This is a genomic window from Methylobacterium sp. NEAU K (assembly GCF_030700285.1).
Lineage (GTDB): Bacteria > Pseudomonadota > Alphaproteobacteria > Rhizobiales > Beijerinckiaceae > Methylobacterium.
In genome coordinates this window covers 58,458-82,604 of the sequence record NZ_JAUYZJ010000011.1, presented here as the reverse complement: position 1 = coordinate 82,604, position 24,147 = coordinate 58,458, and the positions used below count along the sequence as shown (strand labels likewise).

The following is a 24,147-nucleotide window of genomic DNA, read 5'->3' as shown; positions in this document are numbered from 1 at the left end:
CGCCGGACGCCCTGCCGGTTCCCGTCCCGGGGGGGGCGGGCGTCAGGCTTCGTCCGGGTCCAGGCCCGGCCAGTCCACGATCCGGTCCGGCAGCTCGTCGTCGGAAAATTCCTCTTCGTTGCCGGCGAGCCGGCCCCGGATCGAGATGCCGGCCTCGTGCACGCTTGCGGCCCGCCCCGAGACCAGGGGATGCCATGGATAGAGGGGCTCGCCGTCCCGCACGAGGCGATAGGCGCAGGTCGGCGGCAGCCACGGAATCGTGCGCACCGCCTCGGGTGTCAGGCGGACACAGTCGGGCACCCGCTTCTGGCGGCGGGCGTAGTCGCGGCAGCGGCAGGTGAGGCCGTCGAGCAGCGTGCACCCGATATCGGTGTGGTGAACCTCGCCGGTCTCGTCGTCCTCCAGCTTGATCAGGCAGCAGCGGCCACACCCGTCGCAGAGGCTCTCCCACTCGGACGTGGTCATGGCTTCGAGCGTCTTGGTCCGCCAGAACGGCTCGGCGACCCCGCGGCGCGGCGCCTCGGGCTTGGGCATCTGTCACGTCTCTCGATCGGGAAGGCCGTGTCTCTGCCCGAGCCGGCGCCCCGGGGCAAGCGGGTCGCGACGGCCTTCGCGGCACCTCCATCGCCGCGCCAGGGATCGTGCCCAAGCGGGCGCCCCGGGTGCGACCGTTGCGGGCGGTCGCGCGTTACGCCGCTGCTCGTTGCGCGATGTTCCGCGAGATTGCGCAGAGCCTCGCCGCCGGTCCCGGATCCTGCTAAGGACGGGTATGCCGCGCGGTGGCTCGGCCGCGGGTTCCATGCCCGCGGCGCGGGCGCTCGACCATCCGCCGCGAAGGCGCTCGACAAGCCGGGTCCGACATCGTGCGCCTGCCGACGCTCATCGAGATCAAGATCCGTATCGAGCGCGCCGCGCTGGCGTTCGACGCCTGGGTCAATGCCGGGCTCTACGACAGCGGCCGCTCGACGGGGGCGGCCTACGAGCGCTTCCAGCGCGTCATGAGCCGGTTCGCGGTCCTCGGCTGGAAGCGGGTCGCCCTCGACCTGACCAGCGAGGCCGTGACCCTTGGGGCCGGCGGCGCGGTGGTGATGCTCGCCCTCGCGCAGCCCGCCTTCCAGCTGACCAGCGACAACTGGCTCAAGCAGCAGGACCTCGCGGTCACGTTCCTCGACCGGTACGGCACCGAGGTCGGCCGGCGCGGCATCAAGCACGACGACTCGCTCAAGCTCGACGAGTTTCCCGACATCATGATCAAGGCGCTGGTCTCCACCGAGGACCGGCGCTTCTACGAGCACTGGGGCATCGATCCGATCGGCACCCTGCGGGCGCTCGTCAACAACTCGCGCGGCGGCGGCGGCACGCAGGGCGGCTCCTCGATCACCCAGCAGCTCGCCAAGAACCTGTTCCTGACGAACGAGCGGTCCCTGGAGCGCAAGGTCAACGAGGCGTTCCTCGCCCTGTGGCTGGAAAGCCATCTGACGAAGAACGAGATCCTGAAGCTCTACCTCGACCGCGCCTACATGGGCGGCGGCACCTTCGGTGCCGTGGCGGCGGCGGATTATTACTTCGGCAAGCCGCTCAAGGACATCAGCCTCGCGGAAGCCGCCATGCTCGCTGGCCTGTTCAAGGCGCCGACGAAATACGCGCCCCACGTCAACCTGCCGGCCGCGCGCGCCCGCGCGGCGGACGTGCTGCACAACATGGTCGAGGCGGGGTTCGTCACGGAGGGCCAGATCCAGACCGCCCTGCGCAACCCGGCGACGCCGGTGACCCGCACCCGCGACATCACCGCCGACTACTACCTCGACTGGGCCTTCGGCGAGATCAAGGCCATGGCCGATGCGGGCAAGCTCCGCAACGACCGGGTGCTGGTGGTCAAGACGCCCCTGGACCTCGCGATCCAGAAGCGGGCCGACGAGGTCGTGGCCGACACCCTGCGCAAGTCGGGGGACGCCTACGACGTGGACGAGGCCGCCATGGTCATCCTCGACCCTGACGGGGCGTTGCGGGCCATGGTCGGCGGCGCCGATTACGGCGAGAGCCAGTTCAACCGCGCCACCGATGCGCTGCGCCAGCCCGGCTCCTCGTTCAAGCCCTATGTCTACTCGGCCGCGCTGGCCTCAGGCCTGTTCAAGCCCGAAACCGCTGTGGTCGACAGCCCGGTCTGCATCGGCAACTGGTGCCCGCAGAATTACGGCCGCTCCTATGCCGGCCGGGTGCCGATGTGGCTCGCCGTGGCGAAGTCGATCAACACCATCCCGATCAAGATCTCGATCGCGCTCGGCAAGGCCATGGGCATCACCCACGAGGCCCGGGCCGCCAAGGCGGGCCGCGCGAAGATCATCGAGATCGCCCACCGGATGGGCATCACCTCGAACCTGATCGACACGGTCTCGATGCCGATCGGCTCGGACGAGGTGACGGTGATCGACCAGGCCGCCGGCTACGCGGTGTTCGCCAATGGCGGTTTCCGGGCGAAGCCCTACGCCGCCATGGAGGTGAAGAACTCCTCGGGCGAGCTGCTCTACCGCCACGCCGACGAGGCGCCGGAGCGGGTGCTCTCGCCCCAGGTGGTCGCCGACATGAACTTCATGCTCAACAAGGTCGTCGAGGAGGGCACCGGCAAGCGGGCCCAGCTGGAGGGCGTGAAAGTCGCCGGCAAGTCCGGTACCACGAACGCCTACCGCGACGCCTGGTTCGTCGGCTACACCGGCAATTACGTCGGTGCGGTCTGGTTCGGGAACGACGACCACACCTCGACCAACAAGCTGACCGGCGGCTCCCTGCCTGCCCAGACGTGGCACGACGTGATGGAGCCGGCCCATCAGGGCATCGAGATCAAGGGGCTGCCCGGCCTGAAGGAGAGCCCGCGCGCCGCCCAGCAGCAGGCCTCCGGCGGGCCGACCGCCCCGATCGATCCCAATGCCAGCGCCTACGGCAAGCTCTCGCGCCGCTCCTTCGAGGTGATCGGCGGCCTCAACGGCCTGTTCCGCACCGTCGAGCGCCCGCCCGCTGCGTCATCGCGGCCGGATGCCCGATCAGGCGACACGACCCCGCCGAAGGCGGACCGGAAGCCCGGCGACCGCGCGGTGGTGGCTCCCGCGGTCCAGCCCCGCGAGGTGGCCGAAGGCGCCCGGTCGGTGGGCGGCTTCATCGAGGTGCGGTGAGCGGATGAGGCTCGCGATCCCCGGAAGCTCCGGCCGCAGCTCCGCGGCGGGTGAAACCCAGCCCGCGCCCGGAACCGGCTCCCTCGGCGGTGCCGGCCGGCTCGTCGTGCGCGTCTGGCGCAAGAGTTCGGTCGCGGGCCTCGCGGTCTACGCCCTGGCGCTCGGAGGAGTCCTCGGCCTCGCCAGTGCTGATTGGGCGACGAGCGGCGGCTACCCGTTCGGCGGCGTGCAGGTCGGCGCCTGGACCGCGTGGCCCAGGGCCGGCGCCGCGAATTCCGACCCCTATACCCGTGCCGTCAATGCCCGCCGGGGAGAGATCCCCTTGGCGGTCGGCGAGGGCCTGCTGCTGACGGCTGCCGTCGACGACCAGGGCCAAGCCCTCGACGCCACCTGCAGCTACCGCATCGGCGGCGGGACGCCGCCGGCCCGGGCCTGGACCCTCACGGTCGCGGGCCGCGGGCCGCGCGATGCCGGTCAGCCGCCCCTTCGCGAGGGCTTCACCTCCACGGAGGTCCTGCGCGCAGCCGACGGGCGGTTCACGGTGGTGCTCGCGCCCGAGGTCCAGCCCGGCAATTGGCTGCCGATCCCCCGGGCCAGCGGCCCGGTGCGCCTGGCGCTGCGCCTCTACGACACGCCGGTGGCCGCCAGCGTCGGGTCCCTCGACCGGGACTCTGTCCCGGCCATTACCCGCCTGGGATGTGCCTCGTGAGTCCGCGCTTCGTCTACGCCACGCTGATTGGCTTGGTGCTCGCCGGCATCGTACACATCGCCGCGGTGCTGGCGATTCCCGCCCTGTCCGAGAAGGACGCGGTCTCGCGCGCCCGCACCAGCGAGAGCCTGGATCACCCGCAGCCGATCTACACGGTGGCCACTGGGGACGACCCCTCCCCGCCCGAGGCGTGGCTGCCGATCCCGGACCCGGCCGTGGCGGTGGGCGTCTGCGCCTACGATCTCGCCGACGGGCCGATGCGCGTTTCGGCGCGCACCGGCCCGCTGTCGCTGTCCCTGGCGGCGCATGCAAGGCGTGGCGCCTTCTACGCGGTGACCGACCAGGCCGCGGTGCGCGGCGCCCTCGACCTCGTGATCCTCACTCGCGCCCAATACGACGAGGCGTTGGCCGACGACGACGAGAACGACCCGAGCCGCGACGTCCGCATCGTCGCGCCGGACGATCGCGGCTTCGTGGTCGTGCGGGTGATCGCCGGCCTGCCGAGCCAGCGGCCCGCCGCCAACGCCGCGGTCCAGGCCGTCTCCTGCACCACCGACACGGCGGCGGACGACCCGCCCGGCAAGGAGCCGGGCGGCAAGCCGGCGGGGCGGTAGCGGCGGCTCAATCCTTGACGACGAGCGGCGCCGCCTGGGCGATCGGAAGGGGGACGGCTTCGAGGCCGCACCGGGCCGCCGCGTCCGGGGGCAGCAGCGGGTCCAGCAGGTTGCGGCGCGCGGCGAGCATCGCCAGGGACCGCTCGGCCGCCACCGATTCCGGCGCCGGCGCTGCGGCGAAAAGATGCTGCAGGGCGAACCGGTAGCGCGCGAGCCGCAGGCCGGCCTCGAACCGCACCCAGGCGATCAGGCAGCGGTTCTCGGCGACGCGCTGGGCGGCCAGCCGCACGTCCGCGTCGTCGAGGGTGTTGGCGAAGGGCAGGCTGCGCAGGCGCGCGGCGTCCGCGTCGATGACCCGCGCCGCGAGCGCCGTGAAGATGGGGATCAGGCGGGCATCGGCCGTGGCGTCGTCGCCGAGCTGGCGATAGCGCGAGACCGGCGAGCGCGACGGCTCCGCGGTCAACGCGTCGTAATAGGCGCCGATCTCCTCGAACCGCCACGTCGCCGGCATCGCGTGCGCACTCGCCAGCCCGAGCAGCAGGTCCTGGAACGCCGTGAAGGCGCTGGCGGGCTGCAGGAAGCGCCACGCGCGGTCGCGCAAGGCCTGTTCGTCGTCGGTTAGACTGGATTCGAGGATTACTCGTCCGCGATCGCGGATCGTGAAGCTGCCGGTCGTGTCGACGAGACCGTTCCAGATGCCGGTCCGGGGCCGGCCGAAATCGCCGGTCTGGGTGCAGGCGGCCAGCAGCGCCAACGCCGTGCCTGCCGGCAGGATGCGGGCTGCCGTTCGAAGGCAGCTCAGTCGCTGGCGGTCCGCAGCGGGCATGATCGAAACCGTCGGAAGCGTTGCGCGGCCGGCCGGGCCGGGCGCCCGCCGTGATGCGGTCAGGATGCGAGGCGCTCGTAGCGCACGCCGAGAAAGAACAGGATCTCGCCGCGCTGCTCGTCGGAGCGTGGAAGTCGGCGCGTACGCCGCGTCTTCGGGCCTGGAAACGGAACCAGGACGGCCGACGCCTCGCGCGCAGGTTCGCGCATCGGCAGACGCGTCTCGCCAGTCTCCAGCGGCTTGAATGGGGTCATGGTCTCCGGCTCCTGTCGGCGGTCCGAGCGGCAGCGCCCGGGCCCTGCGGAGGGCGTCGGCAAGGGCTACGGCGACAACTCAGCATGACGTGGTTAACGGAGTCTTGCCGGCGGTTCCGAGCCGTGCCGGCGGTGTTGGCAAGCGAATTGCGAGAACGGTTCTGCCCATGGCGGGCGTTTCCTCCCTTTGACTGAGACCCCGTCCGAGCCCGGACGGGGTCTTTTTCTTATGCGACAGGACCTTCGTCTCATCCGCCTGGGCAGCGCCGTGCGGCCCGGACGCCACACCGGGCCGAAGCGTGGCCGCGGAACCGCCCGTGTGGAACCCCTGCGGGCTTGCCGCGCTTGCCTACCGCCGTGCGCGACCGATATGCCGGACGCAGGCGGACGGGGCCCTGCCCATCGATTTTTCCGCGCGATCGCGATTTGAGGACACCGCTGAATGCGACTGGTTTCGGAACGACTCCTGCGCTCCTCCCGCCACCGCGGGCTGGCCGCGGCTTCACTCGCGCTCCTCGCACTCGCGACCGGCCCGGCCTACGCCCAGCGCGAGGACCAGGGACTGCAACTCGGCTGCGCGAACGACTATTTCCGCCTATGCGCCGGCGTCGACCCGAACAGCTCCGACGCGGACAAGTGCATGATGCGCAACCGCAAGCGCCTGTCTCCCGAGTGCCGCTCGGCGATCGGCGATTACGACAAGCGCACCGGCAGCAAGTCGCTGTCCGACGAGTGAGGCCACCTCCGGTCGAGACTCGCGCCGCTGGCGAAGGGCGTTTCTGATGGGCCTGACCGTCGCCGTCCAGATGGACCCGATCCAGAATATCCGGATCGCGGGGGACACCACCTTCGCCCTGCTGCTGGAGGCCCAGCGGCGGGGGCATTCCCTTGTCTACTATACGCCGGACCGGCTCTCGATGCAGGGCCGGCGCGTGACCGCCCGAGTCGAGCGGTTGACGGTGCAGGACGTCGAGGGCGCGCACTTCACCCTGGCGCCGCCGGAGCGGATCGACCTCGCCGAGGCGGACGTGGTGCTGATGCGCCAGGATCCGCCCTTCGACATGGCCTACATCACGGCCACGCACATGCTGGAGCGGATCCACCCAGAGACGCTCGTGGTCAACGACCCCTTCGAGGTGCGCAACGCGCCCGAGAAGCTGTTCGTGCTCGACTACCCCGAGTTGATGCCCCCGACTCTGATCAGCCGCGACAAGGCGGAGATCGAGGCGTTCCGCCTGGAGCACGGCACCGTGGCGATGAAGCCGCTGCACGGGCACGGGGGCGCGGCCGTCTTCAAGGTCACCGAGAACGACCCGAATTTCGGCTCGATGTTCGACCTGTTCGCCACGACCTTCCGGGAGGCCTGGGTGGTCCAGCGGTATCTTGACCGGGTCACCGAAGGCGACAAGCGCATCATCCTCGTCGACGGCGTGGCGATGGGCGCGGTCAACAGGGTGCCGGCGGTGGGCGACATCCGCTCGAACATGGTCCGCGGCGGCGCGGCTTCCGCGTCGGAGCTGACCGAGCGGGAGCGCGAGATCTGCGCGACCATTGGCCCGGAGCTGGCGCGGCGCGGCCTGATCCTCGTGGGGATCGACGTCATCGACGGTCACCTGACCGAGATCAACGTCACATCTCCGACGGGCATCCGGGCGATCCGGCGGCTGGGCGGCCCCGACCTCTCCGTGGCGGTCTGGGACGCGATCGAGGCGCGGATCGCGGCACGCAAGGGCGCGTGAGCGCCGCGCTCACGTATCCGCAGCCGGCGTGGCATTGAGTTCGGCCCAGTCGAACTCTTCCTCCAGCAGGTAAAAGGCGTCTTCGCCGATCCGGCCCTGGCGGCGCAGGGTCAGGACCGCGTCACGGGCGGCCTCCACCGACCGGCGGCGGGCCGCGTCCGAGGGCAGGCTCTCGGGCGCGCGGCCCTCGTCGTGCGCGTCCGCCTCTGCGAGCGCCGAGCGGAACTCCGCGCGCAGGGAGTCGATCGCCGGTTCGTCCCCCGATTCCGAGAGGCTGTCGAGGGCGGCCTTGTAGGCGGCGGCCCGGGCGCGGCCGACCTCTTGCCCGACCGGATCGTCATCCTCCAGCTTCAGATAGGCCAGCAGAGGGCGCAGGGTCAGGCCCTGCACGATCAGCGTGCCCAGCACGGCGAAGAAGGCGGTGAACACCACGAGATCCCGGTACGGAAAGTCCGCCGGCAGCGCCAAGGCAGCCGCGACCGTGACGATGCCGCGCATCCCGGCCCAGGACAGGGCCAGGCCCGGCCCGAGCCGGGCCCGGGCCCCCGCCTGCCGCAGGCCGAGCCCGCTCAGGCCCGTGGTCGGCAGCACCCAGGCGAGGCGCGTCACCACCACGGTGGCGAAGGTCGCTGCCGCCAGCAGCAGGGCCTGCCACGCATCGGCGCCCGTCAGCCGGTCGCGGATAGGGTCGATCTGGATGCCGATCAGCACGAAGGCCAGGACGTTGAGCACGAACACCGCCGTGTCCCAGACCGCGTAGGAGATCACCCGGGTGCGCGGAGCCGTGATGCCGGGCGCCCTCCGGGCGACGGTGATGGCAAAGGTGACGATGGTCAGCACGCCCGACATCTCCAGCCGTTCCGCGGCGAGCCAGATCCCGAAGGCGACGACGAACTGAATCACGATCGTGCTCGCCGGGTCGGTGACGCGCCGCATCAGCGCGACGAAGGCCAACCCCAGGCAGGGACCGGCCGCGAGGCTCGCCACGACGCCCAACAGGAAGGCGGGGGCGACCTCGGCCGTGTGAAATCCGCCGGCCATCGCGGCCCCGACCGCGAGACGGTAGATGATCAGCGAGGCGGCATCGTTGAGCAGGCTCTCGCCGCGCAGGATCGTGGCGAGCCGGTGCGGCATCGGCGCATGCTTGAGCACCGCCAGCGCCGCCACCGCGTCGGGCGGGGCGACCACGGCGCCGAGCACGATGCAGGCCGCGAGCGGCATGTCGGGCACGACCAGACGGGCCACCACCGCGACTGCGAGGGTCGTCACCGCCACGGCCCCCACTGCCAGCCCGAAGATCGCGCGCCAGTTCGCCTTCATGTCCCGCACCGAGGCGTCGAAGCCTGCGTCCAGCAGAACCGGCGCGAGGAACAGGGCCAGCGCGAGCTCGGGATCGAGCCGCAGGTTCGGCACGCCGGGAACGAAGGCGAGGCCGACGCCCCCCAGAGCCAGGAAGGCCGGGTATGGCGCCCCCATCCGCCGCGCCAGCCCGGCCAAAAGCACGGCGCTGAACAGGACGCCGACAACCCACTCGAAGATCAACATGATCCTGAAAGAGGCGGGCGCCGCGACCGTTCCAAGCTCGGCCCGGGCGGCCGTTCAGTACTGCACGGTGGCGCGCAGGCCGAGCACCGCCGCGTTGCGCAGGCGATGCCCGTCCGGGCCCGCGATGCCGGCGCCCGGATGAAAGACGTATTGGACGTCCGGCTGCACCGTGAAGCCCGGAACGACGACGGCCTGGTAGGTGGCCTCCACCACGGTCTCGGCCCTGCGCCGCGGCATCGGGACGCCGCCGTACAAGATCGTGTCCCGGTCGGCTCGACGGGCGTCGTCGCTGACGCGGGCATAGGCCAGGCCGACGCCGATCGTGTCGTCCTCGCGGCCGTCGAACAGACCTTTGTAGGCGAGGCCGGTGTCGACATAGGCGTCGATCAGGCTGGAGCGGGTCGGCGAATAGGCGACGCGCACGAAGAAGCCGAGGCCCTCATCGTCCTTGCCGGATTCGCGAAACAGGGTCTGGTCGTAGATGGCGTAGATCCCGGCATTGCCCCGCAGGGGGCGCCCGATCCCGGCCGCGTTCGGGTCGGCCAGCGGTACGCCCGTCATGTCGAAGCGCAGACTGTCGAAGCGGCCGAAATGCTGCCAGCCGCCGACGGTGATGTCGCCGGGCAGGCCCTTGGCCCCGGGCTCGATATTGTACGCGTAGGTCGCCTCGGCGACGATCAGGGCCGGATCGTGAACGCGGAAATTCGTGCCGGTGCGGTCGAGGCGCTGTGCGTCCGGATCGTTGCCCGGGCGGTTCGCGCCGGCCGGATCGCCGTCGTAGAGCCCCACCTGCAGCGAGAAGCCGTTGCCCGGGGCGTATTTGGCGCGGATCGCCGGTGCGGAGAGCGGATAGGCCGGGCCGCCGCTCGGCAGGTCGAGCCCGGTGATGGCCGGCCAGCCGAAGGTCGAGTTCACGAACAGGGTCGCGGTCTGACTGACGAAGAACTCGGTATCGGCGGCCTGCTGGCCGATCCGGATGCCGAGCTGGCCGTCCATAAGGCTCTGATCGAACCACAGGACGTAGAGACGGGTCGACGGCAGCGCCTCGATGACGCTCGCGGTGAGCAGGTTGCCGACGAAGTAGCGCGACAGGCCGGTACCGTGGATGAAATAGGCGTTGGCGTGGACGGTGGCGCCCTCCCAGCCGGCGAGCGTGTCGAGATCGAGATTGAGCCGCAGGTTGAGCCGGTCCTCGACGACGGCGCCCTGCCGGATCCCGCCGGACGGGTTGCCGAGGATGTCGGCGATGTAGGTCAGGCTGTACGTGATGCCGCGCGCCTTCAGCATCGGGCGGATCCCCAGGGGATCGCCGAGCGGGCCGAGATACGGCTCGACCGAGCGGACATAGCCGCCGGATGCTTGGCTCGTGGTCTCCGGCTGCGCCACCGCGATACGGGGATCGGCGCCCGCGCCTTCAAGGATGGTCCGGACCTGCTGTTGAGCCGCGGCCGGAGCCGCGGCGAGCGTGAGGCCGAGACCGATCGCGAACCGAGACAGGAGCTTGAGGGGCATCGGCGGCTTCGGTACGGCGTACTGTCGTCCAGCATACCACGGCGCGCCCTCGGGAGGGGCAGGCTTTGCAGCGGCCGCAGACTTGCCTAACGCTGCGGCCGGAACACCACAGGACCATCCATGCCCGAGACCCCCGTCTTCACCGACAGCGCCGTCGCGGCGCCCCACCACCTCGCTGCTTCGGCCGGTCGGACTGTGCTGGCGCAGGGCGGCAACGCCATCGAGGCGATGGTTGCGATGGCGGCCTCGATCGCCGTCGTCTACCCGCACATGAACAGCATCGGCGGCGATGGCTTCTGGCTGGTGCGCGAGCGCGGCGGCCGGGTGCGCGGGATCGAGGCCTGCGGGCCCGCCGGACGCCACGCCACGATCCGGCGCTACCGCGAGAAGGGGTTCGACGCGATCCCGGCCCGCGGCCCCGACGCCATGGTGACGGTGGCGGGCGCGGTCGGCGGCTGGGAGCTGGCCTTGGCCCTCTCGAAGGCGCTGGGCGGGCGCCTGCCCCTGGAGACGCTGCTCGCCGACGCGATCACCCAGGCCCGCGACGGCGTGCCGGTCTCGCCGAGCGAGGAGCGCTACAGGCCGCAGCCGGGCGACACGCTGCACGAAGCCCCGAACTTCGCCGCGACGTTCCTGAAGGACGGCAAGCCCTACCGGGCGGGCGAGATCCGCAAGCTGTCCGCCCTCGGGGCCACGCTGCAGCAGCTCGCCCATGCCGGGCTCGACGATTTCTACCGGGGCGACATCGCCCATGAGATCGGCGCCGATCTGGAACGCCTCGGCGCGCCGGTGACCCGGGCCGACCTCGAAGCCTACCGGCCCGCCGAGCGCGCGCCGCTGGCCCTGCGCCGCCGCGACGCCACGCTGTTCAACTTCCCGCCGCCGACCCAGGGGCTCGCGGCGCTGATCATCCTCGGCCTGTTCGAGCGGCTGAACGTCGCCGCCCCGGAGACCACCGCGCATTACCACGGCCTGATCGAGGCGACGAAGCGGGCCTTCGCGATCCGCGACCGGGTGGTGACCGATTTCGACCGCCTGCGCCACGACCCGGCGGATTTCCTTGGGCCGGAGTGCATGGCCGCAGAGGCCGCGCGCATCGACATGGCCCGCGCCGCTTCGGTTCCCCTGCGCGACGCGCCCGGCGATACGGTCTGGATGGGGGCGATCGACCGGGACGGCCTCGCGGTCTCCTACATCCAGTCGGTCTACTGGGAGTACGGCTCCGGGGTGGTGCTGCCGCGGACCGGCATCGACTGGCTCAACCGCGGCGTCTCGTTCTCGCTGGACCCGGCGGCCGTGAACCCGCTGGAGCCCGGCCGCCGGCCGTTCCACACCCTGATCCCGGCGCTCGCCTGCTTCGACGACGGCCGGGTGATGGCCTACGGCTCCATGGGCGGTGACGGCCAACCGCAATTCCAGGCCCAGATCTTCTGCCGGTACGCCGATTACGGTTTCTCGGTCGCGGACGCGGTTGACGCCCCGCGGCTGCTCTACGGGCGGACCTGGGGGGCGCCGTCGCTGAGCGTGAAGGTTGAGGACAGGTTCGATCCCGCGATCCTGTCTGCGCTCGAGCGCATGGGCCACCAGATCGAGCCGGTCGGCGCCCCCTACAGCGACACGCTGGGCCATGCCGGCATGCTGGTGCGCCGGGCCCGGGACGGACGGATCGAGGCCATGCACGACCCGCGCTCCGACGGCGGCGCCCTGGGCTTCTGAACGCGCGGGGCCGCTCAGCCGGCCTGGACGAGCCAACAGGCGGCGCGCAGGCGCACGGCGCCTCCTTCCGCGTGCCGGCGCAAGGCCTCGGTGACCCCCGCCTCCGCCCGAGCGCGCAGCTCCGGCGCGGCCTCGCGCACGAGATGCGAGGTCGGCCCGAGGTTCAACGCCACATGGGCAGCGGCCTCGGCCGCCTCCGCTTCGGTGCTGCCCCGGCCGAGCACCACGTCCCGGTCGAGGGCTTCGCACGCTACGGTCCCGAACCCGGCGCCGCGTAGGAGCGCGGCCAGCTCATCCGCGTCGGCGAAGCGGAATGGGCCCGGCGTGTCCGGTGGCGGGGGCGGCGGTGCTTCCGGCAGCAGCGGCAGAACCGCCTCGCGGGGCACGCTCACCCAGAGGTTCTCGCGTAGCGCGCGCCAGCACAGGAAGGTCAGCCGCCCGCCCGGACGCAGCATCCGGCGGACATTGGCGAAGGCGCGGCCTGAATCCGCGAAGAACATCACGCCGAAGCGCGACAGGATCTGACCGGAGCCGCCGAGATCGGCGTGCTCCACGTCCGCCTCGACGAACCGGATCGGCGCGGCGCCGGATGCCTCCGCGTCGATGCGGGTCCGGGCGACCGCGAGCAGCGGCGCCGAAATGTCCGCGCCGGTGACGCTCCCGTGCGGCCCGACCCGGCGGGCGGCCTCCAGCGTCGTCGCGCCCGAGCCGCAGCCGATATCGAGCACCGACTCGCCGGCGCGCAGGGCCGCGCGCGCGAACAGGGCCTCGGTCAGCGGCGCGAACACCGCGTCGAGCACCGCTTGGTTGCGGGCCCAGCGGGCGCCGACCTCGCCGTTCCAATACTCCGCCTGTGTGATCCCGCCGGCCATGGCCCTCTCTCCCTCTTACGTCGTGGTGACGGCGACCGACAGCTCGGGCTTGTGGTTCAGGGTCTGGAACACGACGCAGTAACGCTCGGTCAGCTTCAGGAGCTGCGCGAGCTTGTCCTCCGGCGCATCGGTGTCGAGTTCGAAGAACAGGCGGATGCTGCGGAAGCCCACCGGAGCCTCCTTGTCGACGCCCAGCGTCCCGCGGAAATCGAGGTCGCCCTCGGCGCTCACCGTGCCCGCGCGCAGCGGGATCTCCAGTGCGGTCGCCACCGCCTTCAGGGTCACGCCCGCGCAGGCGACCAGCGCCTCCAGCAGCATGTCTCCGGAGCACAGTTCCGCCCCCGATCCGCCGCTGGCCGGGTGGAGCCCGGCCTCCGCGATGGCGCGGCCGGTCTCGACCTTGCAGGCGATCTTTGCGTCGTCGAGCGTGCCCTTCGCCTTCAGGGTGACCACGGCGGCATCCGGCGCGGTGCGGTACTTGTCCTTGATCGGAGCCTGCAGGGCTCGCAGCGCGGTGGCGTCCATGGCGTCGTCCTCACGGTTGCTCTGTCACGGCGTCGGGCGCTGCCTCGCGCCGGACCGGGCTCCTCTTGGGCGGGAGCGTCCGGGACGAGGTATAGAGCCCTCGCCGCCGGACTGGCTACCGGCCCGGCGCAGGCGAACGCGTGACATCGAGGCCCCGAGGGCGAATCACGGACGGGGAGCACGACCCGTGAGCGCCGCCACCGCCTCGGCCAGGGCATCGACCTGCGTCTCGTCATGGGCCGCCGAGAAGGCGACCCGCAGCCGCGCTGTCCCGGCCGGCACCGTCGGCGGGCGGATCGCCACCACGAGGAAGCCGGCGGTCTCCAGCGCCGCCGAGATGGCCAGGGCCGCCTGCGCCTCTCCGACCAAGACCGGCACCACGGCGCTCTCGGCCTCGGGCAGGCCCAACCGGGCGGTGAAGCGCCGGGCGAGGCTCAGGGGCCGGGCGCGGCGCTCGGGCTCCTCCTCCAGGATCGCCAGCGCCTCCAGGGCCGCGGCCGCCGAGGCCGGGGGCAGGCCCGTGGTGTAGACGAAGCTCCGGGCGCGGCTCGTCATCAGGTCGACCACCGGCTTCGAAGCGCAGAGATAGCCGCCATACGAGCCCAGTGCCTTCGACAGGGTGCCCATCTCGAGCGGCGCCCGCGGCCCATCCTCGACCACGCCGATCCCGTGCGCGTCGTCGACCAGCGTCCAGGCGTCGAAATCTTGCGCGACGCCCAGGATGTCGCCGAGCGGCGCCCGGTCGCCGTCCATGCTGAACACCCGCTCGGTCAGCACCAGGGCGCGGCCGTGCTGCGGGCGGTGCTCCGCCAGCTTCGCCGCGAGGTCGGCCGGATCGTTGTGGCGGAACGTCAGGACCCGCGCGCCCGAGAGCCGCGCCCCGGCCCACATGCAGGCATGGGACAGTTCGTCCAGCAGGACGAGATCGCCGCGCCCCGCCAGGGCCGGGGTGATGCCGAGATTGGCGAGGTAGCCGCTGCCGAAGACCAGGGCGGCCTCGGTGCCCTTGTGCCGCGCGAGCCTGTCCTCCAGCGCGCCGAGGACCGGGTGGTCGCCGGTCACCAGCCGGGACCCGCCCGCGCCGGCCCCGTGGGCCGCGACCGCGTCCTGCGCGGCGGCCGTCACCCGCGGGTGGTGCGAGAGGCCGAGATAATCGTTGCAGGAGAACGAGACGAGCGCCCTCCCCTTGCGCGCCGCCGCGGCGCCGGCCCCGCGCTCGGTGGGAACCAGCCGCCGCCGCAGGCTGCCGGCTTCCAAGGCGTCCAGTTTTGTGCGCGCGAAGGTGTCGAGGCTGTCCATGGCCGGTGGATGGGGCCGCACGTGCCACGGATGTCAAGCCGGCAGGCTGGGCCGAGCCGGCTCAGACCATGACCGACGCATGGCGACCCCGCTTGACCCGCGCCATCGAGGCCGCCCATCCATCCGCCATGACGCCTGAATCTTCCCGCGCCCATCTCTGGCGGCCCTACACGCAGATGCGGCTGGCCGCGCAGCCCCTGGAGGCGGTGGAAACCCGCGGCACGCGCATCGTGCTGGCCGATGGACGCGAGTTGGTGGACGGCATCGCCTCCTGGTGGACGGCGGTGCATGGATACAACCATCCACACATCGCGCGCGCCGTGGCGGACCAGCTGGCGCGGATGCCGCACGTGATGTTCGGCGGCCTCACCCATGCCCCGGCCGAGCGGTTGGCGGCGCGGCTGGCCGCCCTGTTGCCGGGGGATCTCGACCACGTGTTCCTCAGCGATTCGGGCTCGGTCGCCGTGGAGGTCGCGCTGAAGATGGCCGTGCAGATGTGGCTCAACCGCGGCGTGAGCGGCCGAACGAAGGTACTCGCGTTCAGGAGCGGCTACCACGGCGACACGATGGGGGCGATGTCGGTCTGCGACCCCGAGGAGGGTATGCACCGCCGCTTCGGCGCCTACCTGCCCGGCCAGATCTTCTGCGACCTGCCGTGCAACCGGGCCGAGACCGCGGCCCTCGACGCGGCCCTCGCGGCCCATCGCGAAACACTCGCCGCCGTGATCGTCGAGCCGCTGGTCCAGGGCGCGGGCGGCATGCGCATGCATCCGCCGGAGGTGCTTGCGACTGTCGCGGACCTCGCGCGCCGCCATGGCCTGCCCCTGATCGCCGACGAGATCTTCACCGGGTTCGGGCGCACCGGCAGCCTGTTCGCCTGCGAGCAGGCCGGAATCGTTCCGGACATCCTGTGCCTGTCGAAGGCGCTGACCGGCGGCACGATGGCGCTCGCCGCCACCATCGCCCGGACAGAAGTGTTCGACGCGTTCTGGTCCGACGACCCGGCCGCCGCGCTGATGCATGGCCCGACCTTCATGGCCAATCCCCTGGCTTGCGCGGCCGCCAATGCCAGCCTCGACCTGTTCGAGACCGAGCCGCGCCTGGACCAGGCCCGCGCCATCGGGCGGACACTTGCGGACGGGCTGGCACGCCTCAGGGGCGTGCCCGGCGTGGCGGACGTCCGTGTCCTCGGCGCTATCGGGGCGGTGCAATTCGCGTCCGCGCCCGACCTCGCGGCGCTCAAGGCGCGCTTCCTCGGCCGGGGGGTGTGGGTGCGCCCGTTCGGCGACATCGTCTACCTCACGCCGGCACTGACCATCGAGCCGGCGGATCTCGACCGGTTGATCGACGCGGTCGCGGCGGTCGTGACCGAACGGGCCGGCGGGGTGTCCTGACTGCCCGGCCCTACGATCGCGCGCGCCGCCGCCGGGCCGCCCTGCAACCTGGAACCGTTTCTGCCGTTGGGCTCACGGCGGAACATGCGTGCGGCGGCCCTCGCGGCTGGACGCTGCCGGAGGGAGTACACAGTGGCGAGCGAGCAGACGGGTTCGGGCGGCGATCGGCCGGTGATCCTCCTCGTCGAGGACGAGGCGCTGACGATCATGGACCTCGGGGACGTGCTGGAGGATGGCGGCTACGACACCGTGCAATGTGCCTCCGCTGAGCGCGCGCTCAGCATTCTCCAGGCGCGCCCGGATATCTGCGGGCTCGTCACGGACGTGCAGCTCTCGGGAAAGACCGACGGGTTCGACCTCGCGAGCGCGGTGGCCGAGGCCCGGCCGCAACTGCCGATTCTCATCGTGTCCGGGCGGGCCGCGCCGGATCCGGCGCGCATGCCGGCACACGCCGACTTCATCGCCCGGCCCTGCACGGGCGAGGACATCCTGGACCGATTGAAGCGCCTGATGCACTGCTGAGCGTGCGGCCGGTTCGGTCCCGTCATCGCAGCGTCACCGGCCGGCGCCACAGCGTCCCGGGCGGCCGCATGACGGGGGTAGACGGTGCAGGTTCAGGATGGTCCGGCGGCCGCCGGCACAGACGCGGGCGCTCCGGTGGGCGACAAGCAGAAACGTGATCGGCAGGCCGAGGATTCGGCGGCGCCCGAGATGCCATCCAAGAAGATGCGGCCGCCCGGCATCCGCAGCGTCGGCTGGGCGCTGGTTCAGGCGGCGCGTCTCCACCGGGCGCGCACCGGTGACCGCTTGGCCAAGCTCGGCCTGTTCGCCGGGCAGGAGCAGGTGGTGCAGGCTCTGGCCGCCGCCGGCACGATGACGATGGGCGATCTCGCCGCCCTGCTGCGGGTGCGGCCTCCCACCGCCTCGAAGACGGTGACCCGGCTCGCCGCACTCGGCATCGTCGAGCGCCGGGCCGAATCGGGCGACGGTCGCGTGGTGCGCGTGCAGCTTACCGAGGCCGGCTTGGCGAAGGCGGAGGCGATCGAGCGGATCCAGGAGGAGGTCGAGGCCGAGCTGCTGGACCACCTCGACAAGACCGACCGGCGCCGCCTGCGCAAGCTGCTGCGCAAGGCCGCCCGCGGCCTCGCCGAGGCGGCCGGCGCTTCCGGTCAGACCACCGAGGTCGATGCCGAGATCGAGGCCGAAGACGAAGCCGAGGCGCTGCCGACCTGACCGGCGGCCCTCACGCCGCGCGCCGCCAGGCCGGGAAGGGGTCCGGCAGTTCGCGATAGGGTCCGGGGTCGAACGCCCCCGCCCCCGCACCGGTCGCGATCGGGCAGGAATCAAGCGCCGCAGTGAGCGCGGCCTGATCCATGCCGGTGCCGATGAACACCAGCGCCTGGCGGTGCTCGGCGGTGACATCCTGCGCCTTGTTGATCACGACCACGTCGGCGAACTCGATCTGCGCCACCAGGACGTCCACGAGGGTGCGGGAATCCTCGGCCCCGGCGGTCGCCGCGCTCGCGCAGGAACGCCGCGGTGCCGTGATCCGTGAGCCAAGTCATCGCGTCGACCACCGTCTCCATCGTGTCGAGGCGCGCGACATCCGAGAGGGCGTCGCCGTCCTCGTCCCGGAACGCGAAGGTCGAGGCGATCGGCAACGGCTGGGCGATGCCGGTCCCCACGATCAGCAGGTAGTCGAAGCGCCCCGCCCCGCCCCGGACCTATGACCGGATCCAGTCTCGCCGCCTCGGTTGTTGCAATGATGTAACGTTTCCGATCCGAGTCGGCCCGATGTCCGATCCGGCCTTGCACGGGCCCGCGGTGCCGCGAGATTGAAACGATATAACAATATGTGAGTCTCGATGTCCCTGCCTCGCCACCTCGGTCTTCGCTCCGGCACGATCCTGCCGTCGACCCTCTTTGCCGGCCTCCTGGCGGTCGTCCCGGCGCGGGCGCAACAGGCGGTGGCCCTGGACGAGATCAGCGTCACTAGCCCGAGCCCGATCCAGCCGTCCCGGCCGGCGGTGGCGGCGGATGCCTCCGTGCCGGCCGGCATCCTGCCGGTGGCCACCAACACGTTCTCGCCCGTCACGGTGGTGACGCAGGAGCAGATCGCCCGCGACCAGCCCCGGACGCTCGGTGACGCCCTGTTCGACCGGCCGGGCATCTCCGGGACGACCTACGCGCCGGGCGCGGCCTCGCGGCCGATCATCCGCGGCCTCGACAATGCCCGGGTGCGCATCCAGGAGAACGGCATCGTCAACGGCGGCGTCTCGGATCTCGGCGAGGATCACGCGGTTCCGGTGAACCCGCTGGTTTCCGACCGGATCGAGGTGATCCGCGGCCCCGCGACCCTGCGCTACGGCTCCGGCGCCATCGGCGGCGTGGTCTCGGCCGACAACAACCGGGTGCCGACCTTCATCCCGGCGAACGGGGTCCAGGGGCAGGTCACCAGCGGCTTCTCCAGCGTCGACAACGGCCGGCTCGGCGCCGCCACGGTGGATGCCGGCGGCGACGGCGTCGCGGTCCACGCCGACGGGTTCAAGACCGCCAACGACAGCTACGCGATCCCCGGCGGAATCCAGCGCAATTCCTACACCGAATCGCAGGGCGGCGCGGTCGGCATCTCGGCCATCGGCGACCGCGGTTTCGTCGGCATCTCCTTCAGCCACTACGACGCGGTCTACGCGATCCCGGGCGGCGTGGCCGAGCAGGACCGCACCCGCCTCACCCCGAACCAGGACCGCGTCCTGTCGCGGGGCGAGTATCGGCCGCTGGACGGGCCGTTCGAGGTGATCCGTTATTGGGCCGGCTACTCGGTCTACCGCCACAACGAGGTCGGCATCGGCGCGGACGGGATCGAGGGCGTGCAGGCGATCTTCAAGAACCGTGAGGCTGAGGGTCGCCTGGAGCTCCAGCATGTCCCGGTCGATACCGCGTTCGGCAGGCTCACCGGCGCCCTGGGCTTCCAGTCGGATCGGCGGGTGATCAACACCCAGCTCGAATCGTTCCTGCCCAAGACCGAGTCCCGGGCCAACGCGGTCTACCTGTTCGAGGAACTCGAACTCCGCCCCGGCACCCGGCTGCAGGCGGCCGGGCGTTACGAGGTCGACCGGCTGTCGAGCACGGCCGCCCAGTTCTCCGCGGACTACGTCCCCGTCGACGGGCAGGACCCGGTCCAGTACGCCCGGACCCGGCGCTTCGCGCCCAAGAGCGCCAGCATCGGCGCGCTGCAGGACCTGCCCTACGGCTTCGTGGCGAGCCTCACCGGCTCCTATGTCGAGCGCGGGCCGACCGGCTACGAGCTGTTCTCGCAGGGGCCGCACGACGCCACCGCGACCTTCGAGATCGGCAACCCGGACCTCAAGAAGGAGCGCGCCCGCACCGTCGAGGCCAGCATCCGCCGGGCGGAGGGGCGGCTGCGCCTCGACGCCACCGGCTACTACACGCGCTATACCGGCTTCATCTACCGCAACTACACGGGCCTCACCTGCGACGACGACTTCGCGTCCTGTGGGGCGGGCACTGCCAACCGTCAGATCGTCTACCAGCAGCAGAACGCCACCTTCTACGGCGCCGAGGTCATCGGCCAGTACGACCTCGTGCCGGTGGGCAACGGCTTCGCCGGCATCGAGGCGCAGGTCGACTTCGTCCGCGCCCAATTCGACGACGGGACCAACGTGCCGCGCATCCCGCCCTACCGGCTCGGCGGCGGCGTCTACCTGCGGGCGGATGGCTGGTTCGCCCGGGTGAACCTGCTCCACGCCTTCAGCCATCAGGCGACCGCCCTGTTCGAGACGCCCACCCCCGGCTACGACGACCTGCGCGCCGAGCTGAGCTACACCAAGGCGCTCGATCCGACGGTGTACGGCGCGAGCGAGGTCACGCTCGGCGTCCAGGGCCGCAACCTGCTCGACGCCGATATCCGCAACGCGACCTCGTTCAAGAAGGACGAGATCCTGCTGCCGGGGCGGAACGTGCGGCTGTTCCTGACGGCCCGGTTCTGAGGGGCCGTCCGCCCCGCTTGGGCAATCGGAAACCGCCGCCGTCATGCCGATCCACCCGTCAGGGCAGGCAGACGGCGACCTAGCGGGACTGGGCGAGGCCCCGGCCGATCCGCCGCCAGCCCGCGATGATCCCGGTCACGGCGATCCCGGCCGCGAGCAGGTTCAGGACCCACTGGGCCGCCCCGCGCAGCGACGGCTTGTCCGTCAGTCCCGGCAGGTCGAGGCGATGGGGCGCGTCGAACAGCCAGCGGTTGACTCGGCCCGAACGGTCCAGGCGGTTGAGGATCGTGCCGTCCCGGGGATCGATGTGGAGCCACGTGGCGGCCGGGTCGTCGAAGCGCAGCCGCAGAACCGGCAGAGGCCGCGGATCCGCCCCGTGCGGATACCAGTAGGCATCGAAGGCGGTGAGACGTTCCAGCTTCCGCAAAGTGCCCTCGCAGACCACCCCGGCGGCGGCCGCCGCGATGGCATCCGTGTCGAGGCCGGCCGGGCCGTCCGGGCCGAACGTCCGCGGCCCATTCGGTGTCTCGGCGATGACCGACCAACGGCCGCCGATGGCGGCGAAGCGCAGGGCCAGCGTCCCGGGCCCTGCGCGATCACGCAGGGTCCGGGCATCGAGCCGAAGTGCCGGCGGCGTCCCGGCATAGGCGGCCCGCAGTCCATCGGGCGGCCTGGCCGACGTGAACCAGCGGTTCGGGTTCATGGAGACCCAGCCGCTGAGGATGAAGGCGCCAAGCCCCAGGCCGCCCGCCAAGCCGATCAGGTGGTGCCAGCGCGCGAGCCCGCGATAGGGCGTCACGGCCCCGCGCGCGTAGCGGCGCCGGAGGCGCAGGCGCCAGATCCCGGCCGCGAGACCGCTGAGCGCCCCGAGGGCGGCGAAGCCCGACAGCCACAGCAGCACGGCCCGCCACAGTTCCGTCCGGGCGCGCAGCGGCGTCAGGTAGATCCAGTGCGGCACCGAGCCGAGCCAGTTCCAGGCCCGCTCGGACCGCGTCGTATCGAGGGCGATCTCCCCGGTGACCTGCGAGACGTAGAGCTCGGTCCCCGCCGCGTCGCCGAGGGTGACCTTGAGGAAGGGCCGGAGTGGATCGTAGCGGGCCGTCACGGTCCACTGGTCGCGCTCGACCGGATCCACGCGCGCCGCCGCGCGGTCGCCGGCCGCGAGGCGCAGCGCCGTCTCGGGTTCGACCGGGCCGAGCCGCGCGCCGGTCCGGGCCGAGACCGTCGCCCGTGCCCCGCCTTCGCCGGTGATCCGGTAGACCGGCTCGCCGCCGCGCATTTCCAGCCCGAACACCGCCGGTACGCCACCGAGGCCGCCGGCCCTCAGGGCATCATCCGGTGGGACCGAGACCAGATCCCAGGCGATCGGGGAAAGACGTGCGAGGCGCTCAGCCTGGCTGAGCGCCGGGAACGGCACGTAGAGCATCACGAGCCCGGACCCGATCCACAGGGCGAAGAACAGCCCCGCGGCGATCCCGGCCCAGCGATGGAACAGGATCAGCCAGCGGCGCCCGGCCTTGCCGATCCGTCCCAAGGGCCGGGGTTTCACCACGTCACCGTGTAGGCGACCTCCACCGAGCGCGGGCGCCCGAGCAGCCAGTTGGTACCGACCCCGTTCACCGCGTTGCCGCTGATCGCGTAGACCTTGTCGAACAGGTTGTAGACCCGCAGCGACAGGCGGGACTCGGTCGTGACCTGATGGTCGAGCACGAGGTTGACGAGGTTGTAGGCCGGCCGCCGCGCCGTATTGCCGAAATCGCTGTAGACCTGTCCGACATTCTGCAGGCCGACCCGGGCGGTCCAGTCCCGCGAGACATCCCAGGTCAGCCAGAGGTTGGCGACCCGCTCGGGTACGTCGATGGGCTGGTTGCCGGCATACGAGACGGTGGCGCCGTTCACGCTCTGGTCGAACGTGTCGTATTGCGCGTGGAGCAGCGCGAGGTTGCCGTCGAGGCGCCAGCCCGGGGCGAAGCGCCATCCGAGCGCCAGTTCGACCCCTTGCGAGGATTGGCTCCCGACCTGCGTCGAGACGGTCGGCTGGCCCGGCACGGCCGAGATCAGGTTGTCCTTGACGATGCGGTAGCCGGCGATCGTCCATTCCAGCGCGCCGTCGAAGGCGAGCCCCTTGGCGCCGACCTCGACCTGCGTGCCCGTGGCGAGCTGGAACCCCGCGAGCGACTGCGACAGGGTGATGAGGCTGTTCACCGGATCGGTGGCGAAGCTGTACTGGGCGTAGAGCGCGCTGTCCGGCGTCGGGCTGTAGACCAGGCCGAACCGGTAGCCCAGCGCCCGGTAGGTCCGCTCGAACTGCGAGCCCGTCTGCAGATCCTCCCGGTGGAGCGTCGGCACGTCGAGGCGCACACCCGTGAGGAACGAGAGCTTTTCCGACAGGATCACCCGGTCCTCTGCGAAGGCCGAGGCTTGGCTCGTCTGCGTGGCGTAGGCGGGCCGTGCCCGGCCGGACTGCGGGAAGTATCCCGGATCGTAGCCGGTGAGCGGCACGCTGGTGGTCTGGTCGAAATAGAAGTTGTTGGTGTGGCGGAAATCGACGTGGTTCACGTCGAACCCGGCCACGAACTGGTTGGGCAGGCCGAACAGGCTGCCCCGGACCGTCGCATCGAGGCGATCCCCGACCTGCTCCTGGCTGTGGTAGATTTCCAGGTAATCGCCCCGATCGATCAAGCCGGTGCCGCGGTTGAAGGAATACTGCTCGACATCGAGCCAGTGGCGCCGGCTGGTGAGCCTATAGGCCGTGTTGCGCACCGTGATGTCGGCCGATGGCGTCCACTCGGTCTTGAACTGGCTCCAGTTGTCCGCCCAGGTGATCTTCGCGTCACGGACGTTGTAGTTGTTCAACCGGATCAGGTCCGGGATCCGTCCCTCGATCAGGGGCGTGCCCCAGTACCGTGCGGGCTCCTGGTAGCCGAGGTCGTGACTCAATGTGAAGGCGAGGTCCGGGCTTGGCTGGAACAGCAGGGCGGCCGAGACCGCGAGGTTGCGGAAATTCCCTTCTGGTCGGATCCAGCCGTCGGCCCGGTTGCCGCTGACGTTGAGCCGGTACGCGAAGGTGTCGCCGAATTCCTCGCGGCCGAGCGCCCCGCCCGAATCCAGCGCCAGCCGGGTGATGCCGTCGGTGCCGATCACCGCGCGGGCGGTGTTGATCGGCACGAAGGCCGGCTTCTTCGGCACCACGTTGATCACGCCGCCGATGGCGCCGTCGCCGTACAGCACCGAGGACGGCCCGCGCAGCACCTCGATCCGCTCGACGTTCCAGGTGTCGAACGGGAAGGTGACGGTGTTGGCGCCGACGTAGAAGCGCGTGCCGTCATAGAGCTGCTGGACCGAGTTCGGCCCCGCGAAGCCGCGGGACGTGAAAGCGCCGTTGCCGTTGCCGGGCGCCGCGATCGTGGTGATGCCGGTGGCGTCCTGCGTCACGGCCTCGGCGACCGTGTCCTGGCCGCGAAGCCGCGCGGTCTCGCCCGCGACGATGTCGAGGCTAGCGGGCGTCTCCAGCGGCGTCAGGCCGATCCGGCTCGCGGTCCGGTCGGGGGTGCGCAGGTTCAGGCCGTTCGGGGCAGCCCGGTTCGGATCGCCCGCGGCCTCGCCCTCGACGGAGAGCTGATCCAGGGTGACCGCCTCCTGGGCCGAGACCGGGCTCGCGAAGAGCACGACAAGTAGGCCGCAGAGCGGTTTGGGCTGGCCGCTGGGGCCGAGAAGAATGTTGGATCGGGGCATGACGAGAGAAGGTCCATGCGCGGCAGCCGCCGGTCTATCTGTCCTATAAGCAATGTAATAACATTACAAATGCTCCGTCGTGCTTCGAGCTGCCCTGCAGAGGCATGTCGTAGGGAGCGGGCATCGACCCGCGCAGGCGCGCGGCCGAGATCGGAACGACGGGAAAGGACATCGGGACGGGGGACGCGGGCGCGCTTGCTGTGGCACGTCACCGCGAACGAGGCCTCGCC

General features: G+C 71.3%; 20 protein-coding genes and 1 pseudogene. 10 read left to right on the top strand and 11 right to left on the bottom strand.

Translation table 11 applies throughout. From position 1 onward, the window contains the following. Positions 1-42: 42 nt before the first annotated feature. A complete protein-coding gene (locus tag Q8W67_RS11335) occupies positions 43-534 on the bottom strand; it encodes a YcgN family cysteine cluster protein (protein ID WP_305545303.1) in 492 nt (163 codons plus the stop codon). A gap of 329 nt (positions 535-863) precedes the next feature. Here Q8W67_RS11335 and Q8W67_RS11330 point away from each other — a divergent pair, with 329 nt between their 5' ends. The 3 genes from Q8W67_RS11330 to Q8W67_RS11320 are packed head-to-tail and all read left to right on the top strand — an operon-like array spanning position 864 to position 4,490. Beyond that, entirely contained in the window at positions 864-3,167 is a 2,304-nt protein-coding gene (locus tag Q8W67_RS11330; RefSeq protein ID WP_305545301.1) for a transglycosylase domain-containing protein, read from the top strand. A 4-nt stretch (positions 3,168-3,171) separates the two neighbouring features. After that, a complete protein-coding gene (locus tag Q8W67_RS11325) occupies positions 3,172-3,876 on the top strand; it encodes a DUF1214 domain-containing protein (RefSeq protein ID WP_305545298.1) in 705 nt (234 codons plus the stop codon). Then, positions 3,864-4,490 (top strand): hypothetical protein, encoded by a 627-nt coding sequence (locus Q8W67_RS11320; RefSeq protein ID WP_305545295.1) that lies wholly within the window; start codon positions 3,864-3,866, stop codon positions 4,488-4,490. Before Q8W67_RS11325 ends, Q8W67_RS11320 begins: the two co-directional genes overlap by 13 nt. Positions 4,491-4,497: 7 nt before the next feature. Here Q8W67_RS11320 and Q8W67_RS11315 read toward each other — a convergent pair whose 3' ends face one another. Both Q8W67_RS11315 and Q8W67_RS11310 read right to left on the bottom strand, forming a co-directional pair. Then, complete coding sequence (locus tag Q8W67_RS11315) at positions 4,498-5,316, bottom strand: hypothetical protein (protein ID WP_305545292.1); 819 nt, start codon at positions 5,314-5,316, stop codon at positions 4,498-4,500. Between the two features lie 59 nt (positions 5,317-5,375). Continuing rightward, entirely contained in the window at positions 5,376-5,570 is a 195-nt protein-coding gene (locus tag Q8W67_RS11310) for a hypothetical protein (protein ID WP_305545288.1), read from the bottom strand. 442 nt (positions 5,571-6,012) lie between these two features. Between Q8W67_RS11310 and Q8W67_RS11305 the strand changes: the two genes are divergently transcribed. Together Q8W67_RS11305 and gshB are read left to right on the top strand one after the other, a co-directional pair. Beyond that, positions 6,013-6,306, top strand: coding sequence for a hypothetical protein (locus Q8W67_RS11305; protein ID WP_305545285.1), 294 nt, complete (start codon positions 6,013-6,015; stop codon positions 6,304-6,306). A 46-nt stretch (positions 6,307-6,352) separates the two neighbouring features. Then, a complete protein-coding gene (gshB, locus tag Q8W67_RS11300; RefSeq protein ID WP_305545282.1) occupies positions 6,353-7,309 on the top strand; it encodes a glutathione synthase in 957 nt (318 codons plus the stop codon). A gap of 9 nt (positions 7,310-7,318) precedes the next feature. Here the strand turns inward: gshB and Q8W67_RS11295 are convergent, their stop codons facing one another. Together Q8W67_RS11295 and Q8W67_RS11290 are read right to left on the bottom strand one after the other, a co-directional pair. Next, entirely contained in the window at positions 7,319-8,854 is a 1,536-nt protein-coding gene (locus tag Q8W67_RS11295; RefSeq protein ID WP_305545279.1) for a sodium:proton antiporter, read from the bottom strand. Between the two features lie 54 nt (positions 8,855-8,908). After that, the gene (locus Q8W67_RS11290) at positions 8,909-10,366 is read right to left on the bottom strand and encodes a carbohydrate porin (RefSeq protein ID WP_305545276.1); all 1,458 of its coding nucleotides are present in this window, start codon (positions 10,364-10,366) and stop codon (positions 8,909-8,911) included. Positions 10,367-10,486: 120 nt separating this feature from the next. On the opposite strand from Q8W67_RS11290, the gene Q8W67_RS11285 reads away from it, so the two are divergent. Next, positions 10,487-12,082 (top strand): gamma-glutamyltransferase family protein, encoded by a 1,596-nt coding sequence (locus tag Q8W67_RS11285; RefSeq protein ID WP_305545274.1) that lies wholly within the window; start codon positions 10,487-10,489, stop codon positions 12,080-12,082. A 14-nt stretch (positions 12,083-12,096) separates the two neighbouring features. On the opposite strand, the gene Q8W67_RS11280 is transcribed toward Q8W67_RS11285, so the two are convergent. The 3 genes from Q8W67_RS11280 to Q8W67_RS11270 all read right to left on the bottom strand — a co-directional run bounded on the left by Q8W67_RS11280 (position 12,097) and on the right by Q8W67_RS11270 (position 14,778). Further along, a complete protein-coding gene (locus Q8W67_RS11280) occupies positions 12,097-12,954 on the bottom strand; it encodes a class I SAM-dependent methyltransferase (protein ID WP_305545271.1) in 858 nt (285 codons plus the stop codon). A 15-nt stretch (positions 12,955-12,969) separates the two neighbouring features. Beyond that, on the bottom strand, positions 12,970-13,479 hold the full coding sequence (locus tag Q8W67_RS11275; protein WP_305545268.1) for an OsmC family protein: 510 nt from the start codon (positions 13,477-13,479) through the stop codon (positions 12,970-12,972). 165 nt (positions 13,480-13,644) lie between these two features. Then, positions 13,645-14,778: an aminotransferase class I/II-fold pyridoxal phosphate-dependent enzyme gene (locus Q8W67_RS11270; RefSeq protein WP_305545266.1), complete on the bottom strand. Its 1,134-nt coding sequence runs from the start codon at positions 14,776-14,778 to the stop codon at positions 13,645-13,647. A 128-nt stretch (positions 14,779-14,906) separates the two neighbouring features. Between Q8W67_RS11270 and Q8W67_RS11265 the strand changes: the two genes are divergently transcribed. The 3 genes from Q8W67_RS11265 to Q8W67_RS11255 all read left to right on the top strand — a co-directional run bounded on the left by Q8W67_RS11265 (position 14,907) and on the right by Q8W67_RS11255 (position 17,405). Further along, on the top strand, positions 14,907-16,172 hold the full coding sequence (locus Q8W67_RS11265) for an adenosylmethionine--8-amino-7-oxononanoate transaminase (protein WP_305545521.1): 1,266 nt from the start codon (positions 14,907-14,909) through the stop codon (positions 16,170-16,172). Positions 16,173-16,304: 132 nt separating this feature from the next. Continuing rightward, entirely contained in the window at positions 16,305-16,694 is a 390-nt protein-coding gene (locus tag Q8W67_RS11260) for a response regulator (protein ID WP_305545263.1), read from the top strand. Between the two features lie 189 nt (positions 16,695-16,883). Then, positions 16,884-17,405, top strand: a complete 522-nt coding sequence (locus tag Q8W67_RS11255) for a MarR family winged helix-turn-helix transcriptional regulator (RefSeq protein ID WP_305545261.1) — start codon at positions 16,884-16,886, stop codon at positions 17,403-17,405. 106 nt (positions 17,406-17,511) lie between these two features. Here the strand turns inward: Q8W67_RS11255 and Q8W67_RS26815 are convergent. Further along, positions 17,512-17,881: pseudogene (locus Q8W67_RS26815) on the bottom strand (GTP-binding protein); the annotation flags it as partial. Positions 17,882-18,037: 156 nt separating this feature from the next. Here Q8W67_RS26815 and Q8W67_RS11245 point away from each other — a divergent pair. Beyond that, on the top strand, positions 18,038-20,182 hold the full coding sequence (locus Q8W67_RS11245; RefSeq protein WP_305545258.1) for a TonB-dependent receptor: 2,145 nt from the start codon (positions 18,038-18,040) through the stop codon (positions 20,180-20,182). A 79-nt stretch (positions 20,183-20,261) separates the two neighbouring features. Here the strand turns inward: Q8W67_RS11245 and Q8W67_RS11240 are convergent, their stop codons facing one another. Together Q8W67_RS11240 and Q8W67_RS11235 are read right to left on the bottom strand one after the other, a co-directional pair. Next, the gene (locus Q8W67_RS11240) at positions 20,262-21,731 is read right to left on the bottom strand and encodes a PepSY domain-containing protein (RefSeq protein ID WP_370693859.1); all 1,470 of its coding nucleotides are present in this window, start codon (positions 21,729-21,731) and stop codon (positions 20,262-20,264) included. After that, entirely contained in the window at positions 21,728-23,917 is a 2,190-nt protein-coding gene (locus tag Q8W67_RS11235) for a TonB-dependent siderophore receptor (RefSeq protein WP_305545252.1), read from the bottom strand. Before Q8W67_RS11235 ends, Q8W67_RS11240 begins: the two co-directional genes overlap by 4 nt. Positions 23,918-24,147 lie beyond the last annotated feature (230 nt).

Bases quoted from the DNA above. Each gene is read 5' to 3' on its own strand.
- Q8W67_RS11280 (WP_305545271.1), bottom strand. From the start codon at position 12,954: ATGGCCGGCGGGATCACACAGGCGGAGTATTGGAACGGCGAGGTCGGC.
- Q8W67_RS11295 (WP_305545279.1), bottom strand. From the start codon at position 8,854: ATGTTGATCTTCGAGTGGGTTGTCGGCGTCCTGTTCAGCGCCGTGCTT.
- Q8W67_RS11255 (WP_305545261.1), top strand. From the start codon at position 16,884: ATGCCATCCAAGAAGATGCGGCCGCCCGGCATCCGCAGCGTCGGCTGG.
- Q8W67_RS11325 (WP_305545298.1), top strand. From the start codon at position 3,172: ATGAGGCTCGCGATCCCCGGAAGCTCCGGCCGCAGCTCCGCGGCGGGT.
- gshB (WP_305545282.1), top strand. From the start codon at position 6,353: ATGGGCCTGACCGTCGCCGTCCAGATGGACCCGATCCAGAATATCCGG.
- Q8W67_RS11315 (WP_305545292.1), bottom strand. From the start codon at position 5,316: ATGCCCGCTGCGGACCGCCAGCGACTGAGCTGCCTTCGAACGGCAGCC.
- Q8W67_RS11235 (WP_305545252.1), bottom strand. From the start codon at position 23,917: ATGCCCCGATCCAACATTCTTCTCGGCCCCAGCGGCCAGCCCAAACCG.
- Q8W67_RS11265 (WP_305545521.1), top strand. From the start codon at position 14,907: ATGACGCCTGAATCTTCCCGCGCCCATCTCTGGCGGCCCTACACGCAG.
- Q8W67_RS11310 (WP_305545288.1), bottom strand. From the start codon at position 5,570: ATGACCCCATTCAAGCCGCTGGAGACTGGCGAGACGCGTCTGCCGATG.
- Q8W67_RS11305 (WP_305545285.1), top strand. From the start codon at position 6,013: ATGCGACTGGTTTCGGAACGACTCCTGCGCTCCTCCCGCCACCGCGGG.
- Q8W67_RS11285 (WP_305545274.1), top strand. From the start codon at position 10,487: ATGCCCGAGACCCCCGTCTTCACCGACAGCGCCGTCGCGGCGCCCCAC.
- Q8W67_RS11275 (WP_305545268.1), bottom strand. From the start codon at position 13,479: ATGGACGCCACCGCGCTGCGAGCCCTGCAGGCTCCGATCAAGGACAAG.
- Q8W67_RS11270 (WP_305545266.1), bottom strand. From the start codon at position 14,778: ATGGACAGCCTCGACACCTTCGCGCGCACAAAACTGGACGCCTTGGAA.
- Q8W67_RS11320 (WP_305545295.1), top strand. From the start codon at position 3,864: ATGTGCCTCGTGAGTCCGCGCTTCGTCTACGCCACGCTGATTGGCTTG.
- Q8W67_RS11335 (WP_305545303.1), bottom strand. From the start codon at position 534: ATGCCCAAGCCCGAGGCGCCGCGCCGCGGGGTCGCCGAGCCGTTCTGG.
- Q8W67_RS11290 (WP_305545276.1), bottom strand. From the start codon at position 10,366: ATGCCCCTCAAGCTCCTGTCTCGGTTCGCGATCGGTCTCGGCCTCACG.
- Q8W67_RS11245 (WP_305545258.1), top strand. From the start codon at position 18,038: ATGTCCCTGCCTCGCCACCTCGGTCTTCGCTCCGGCACGATCCTGCCG.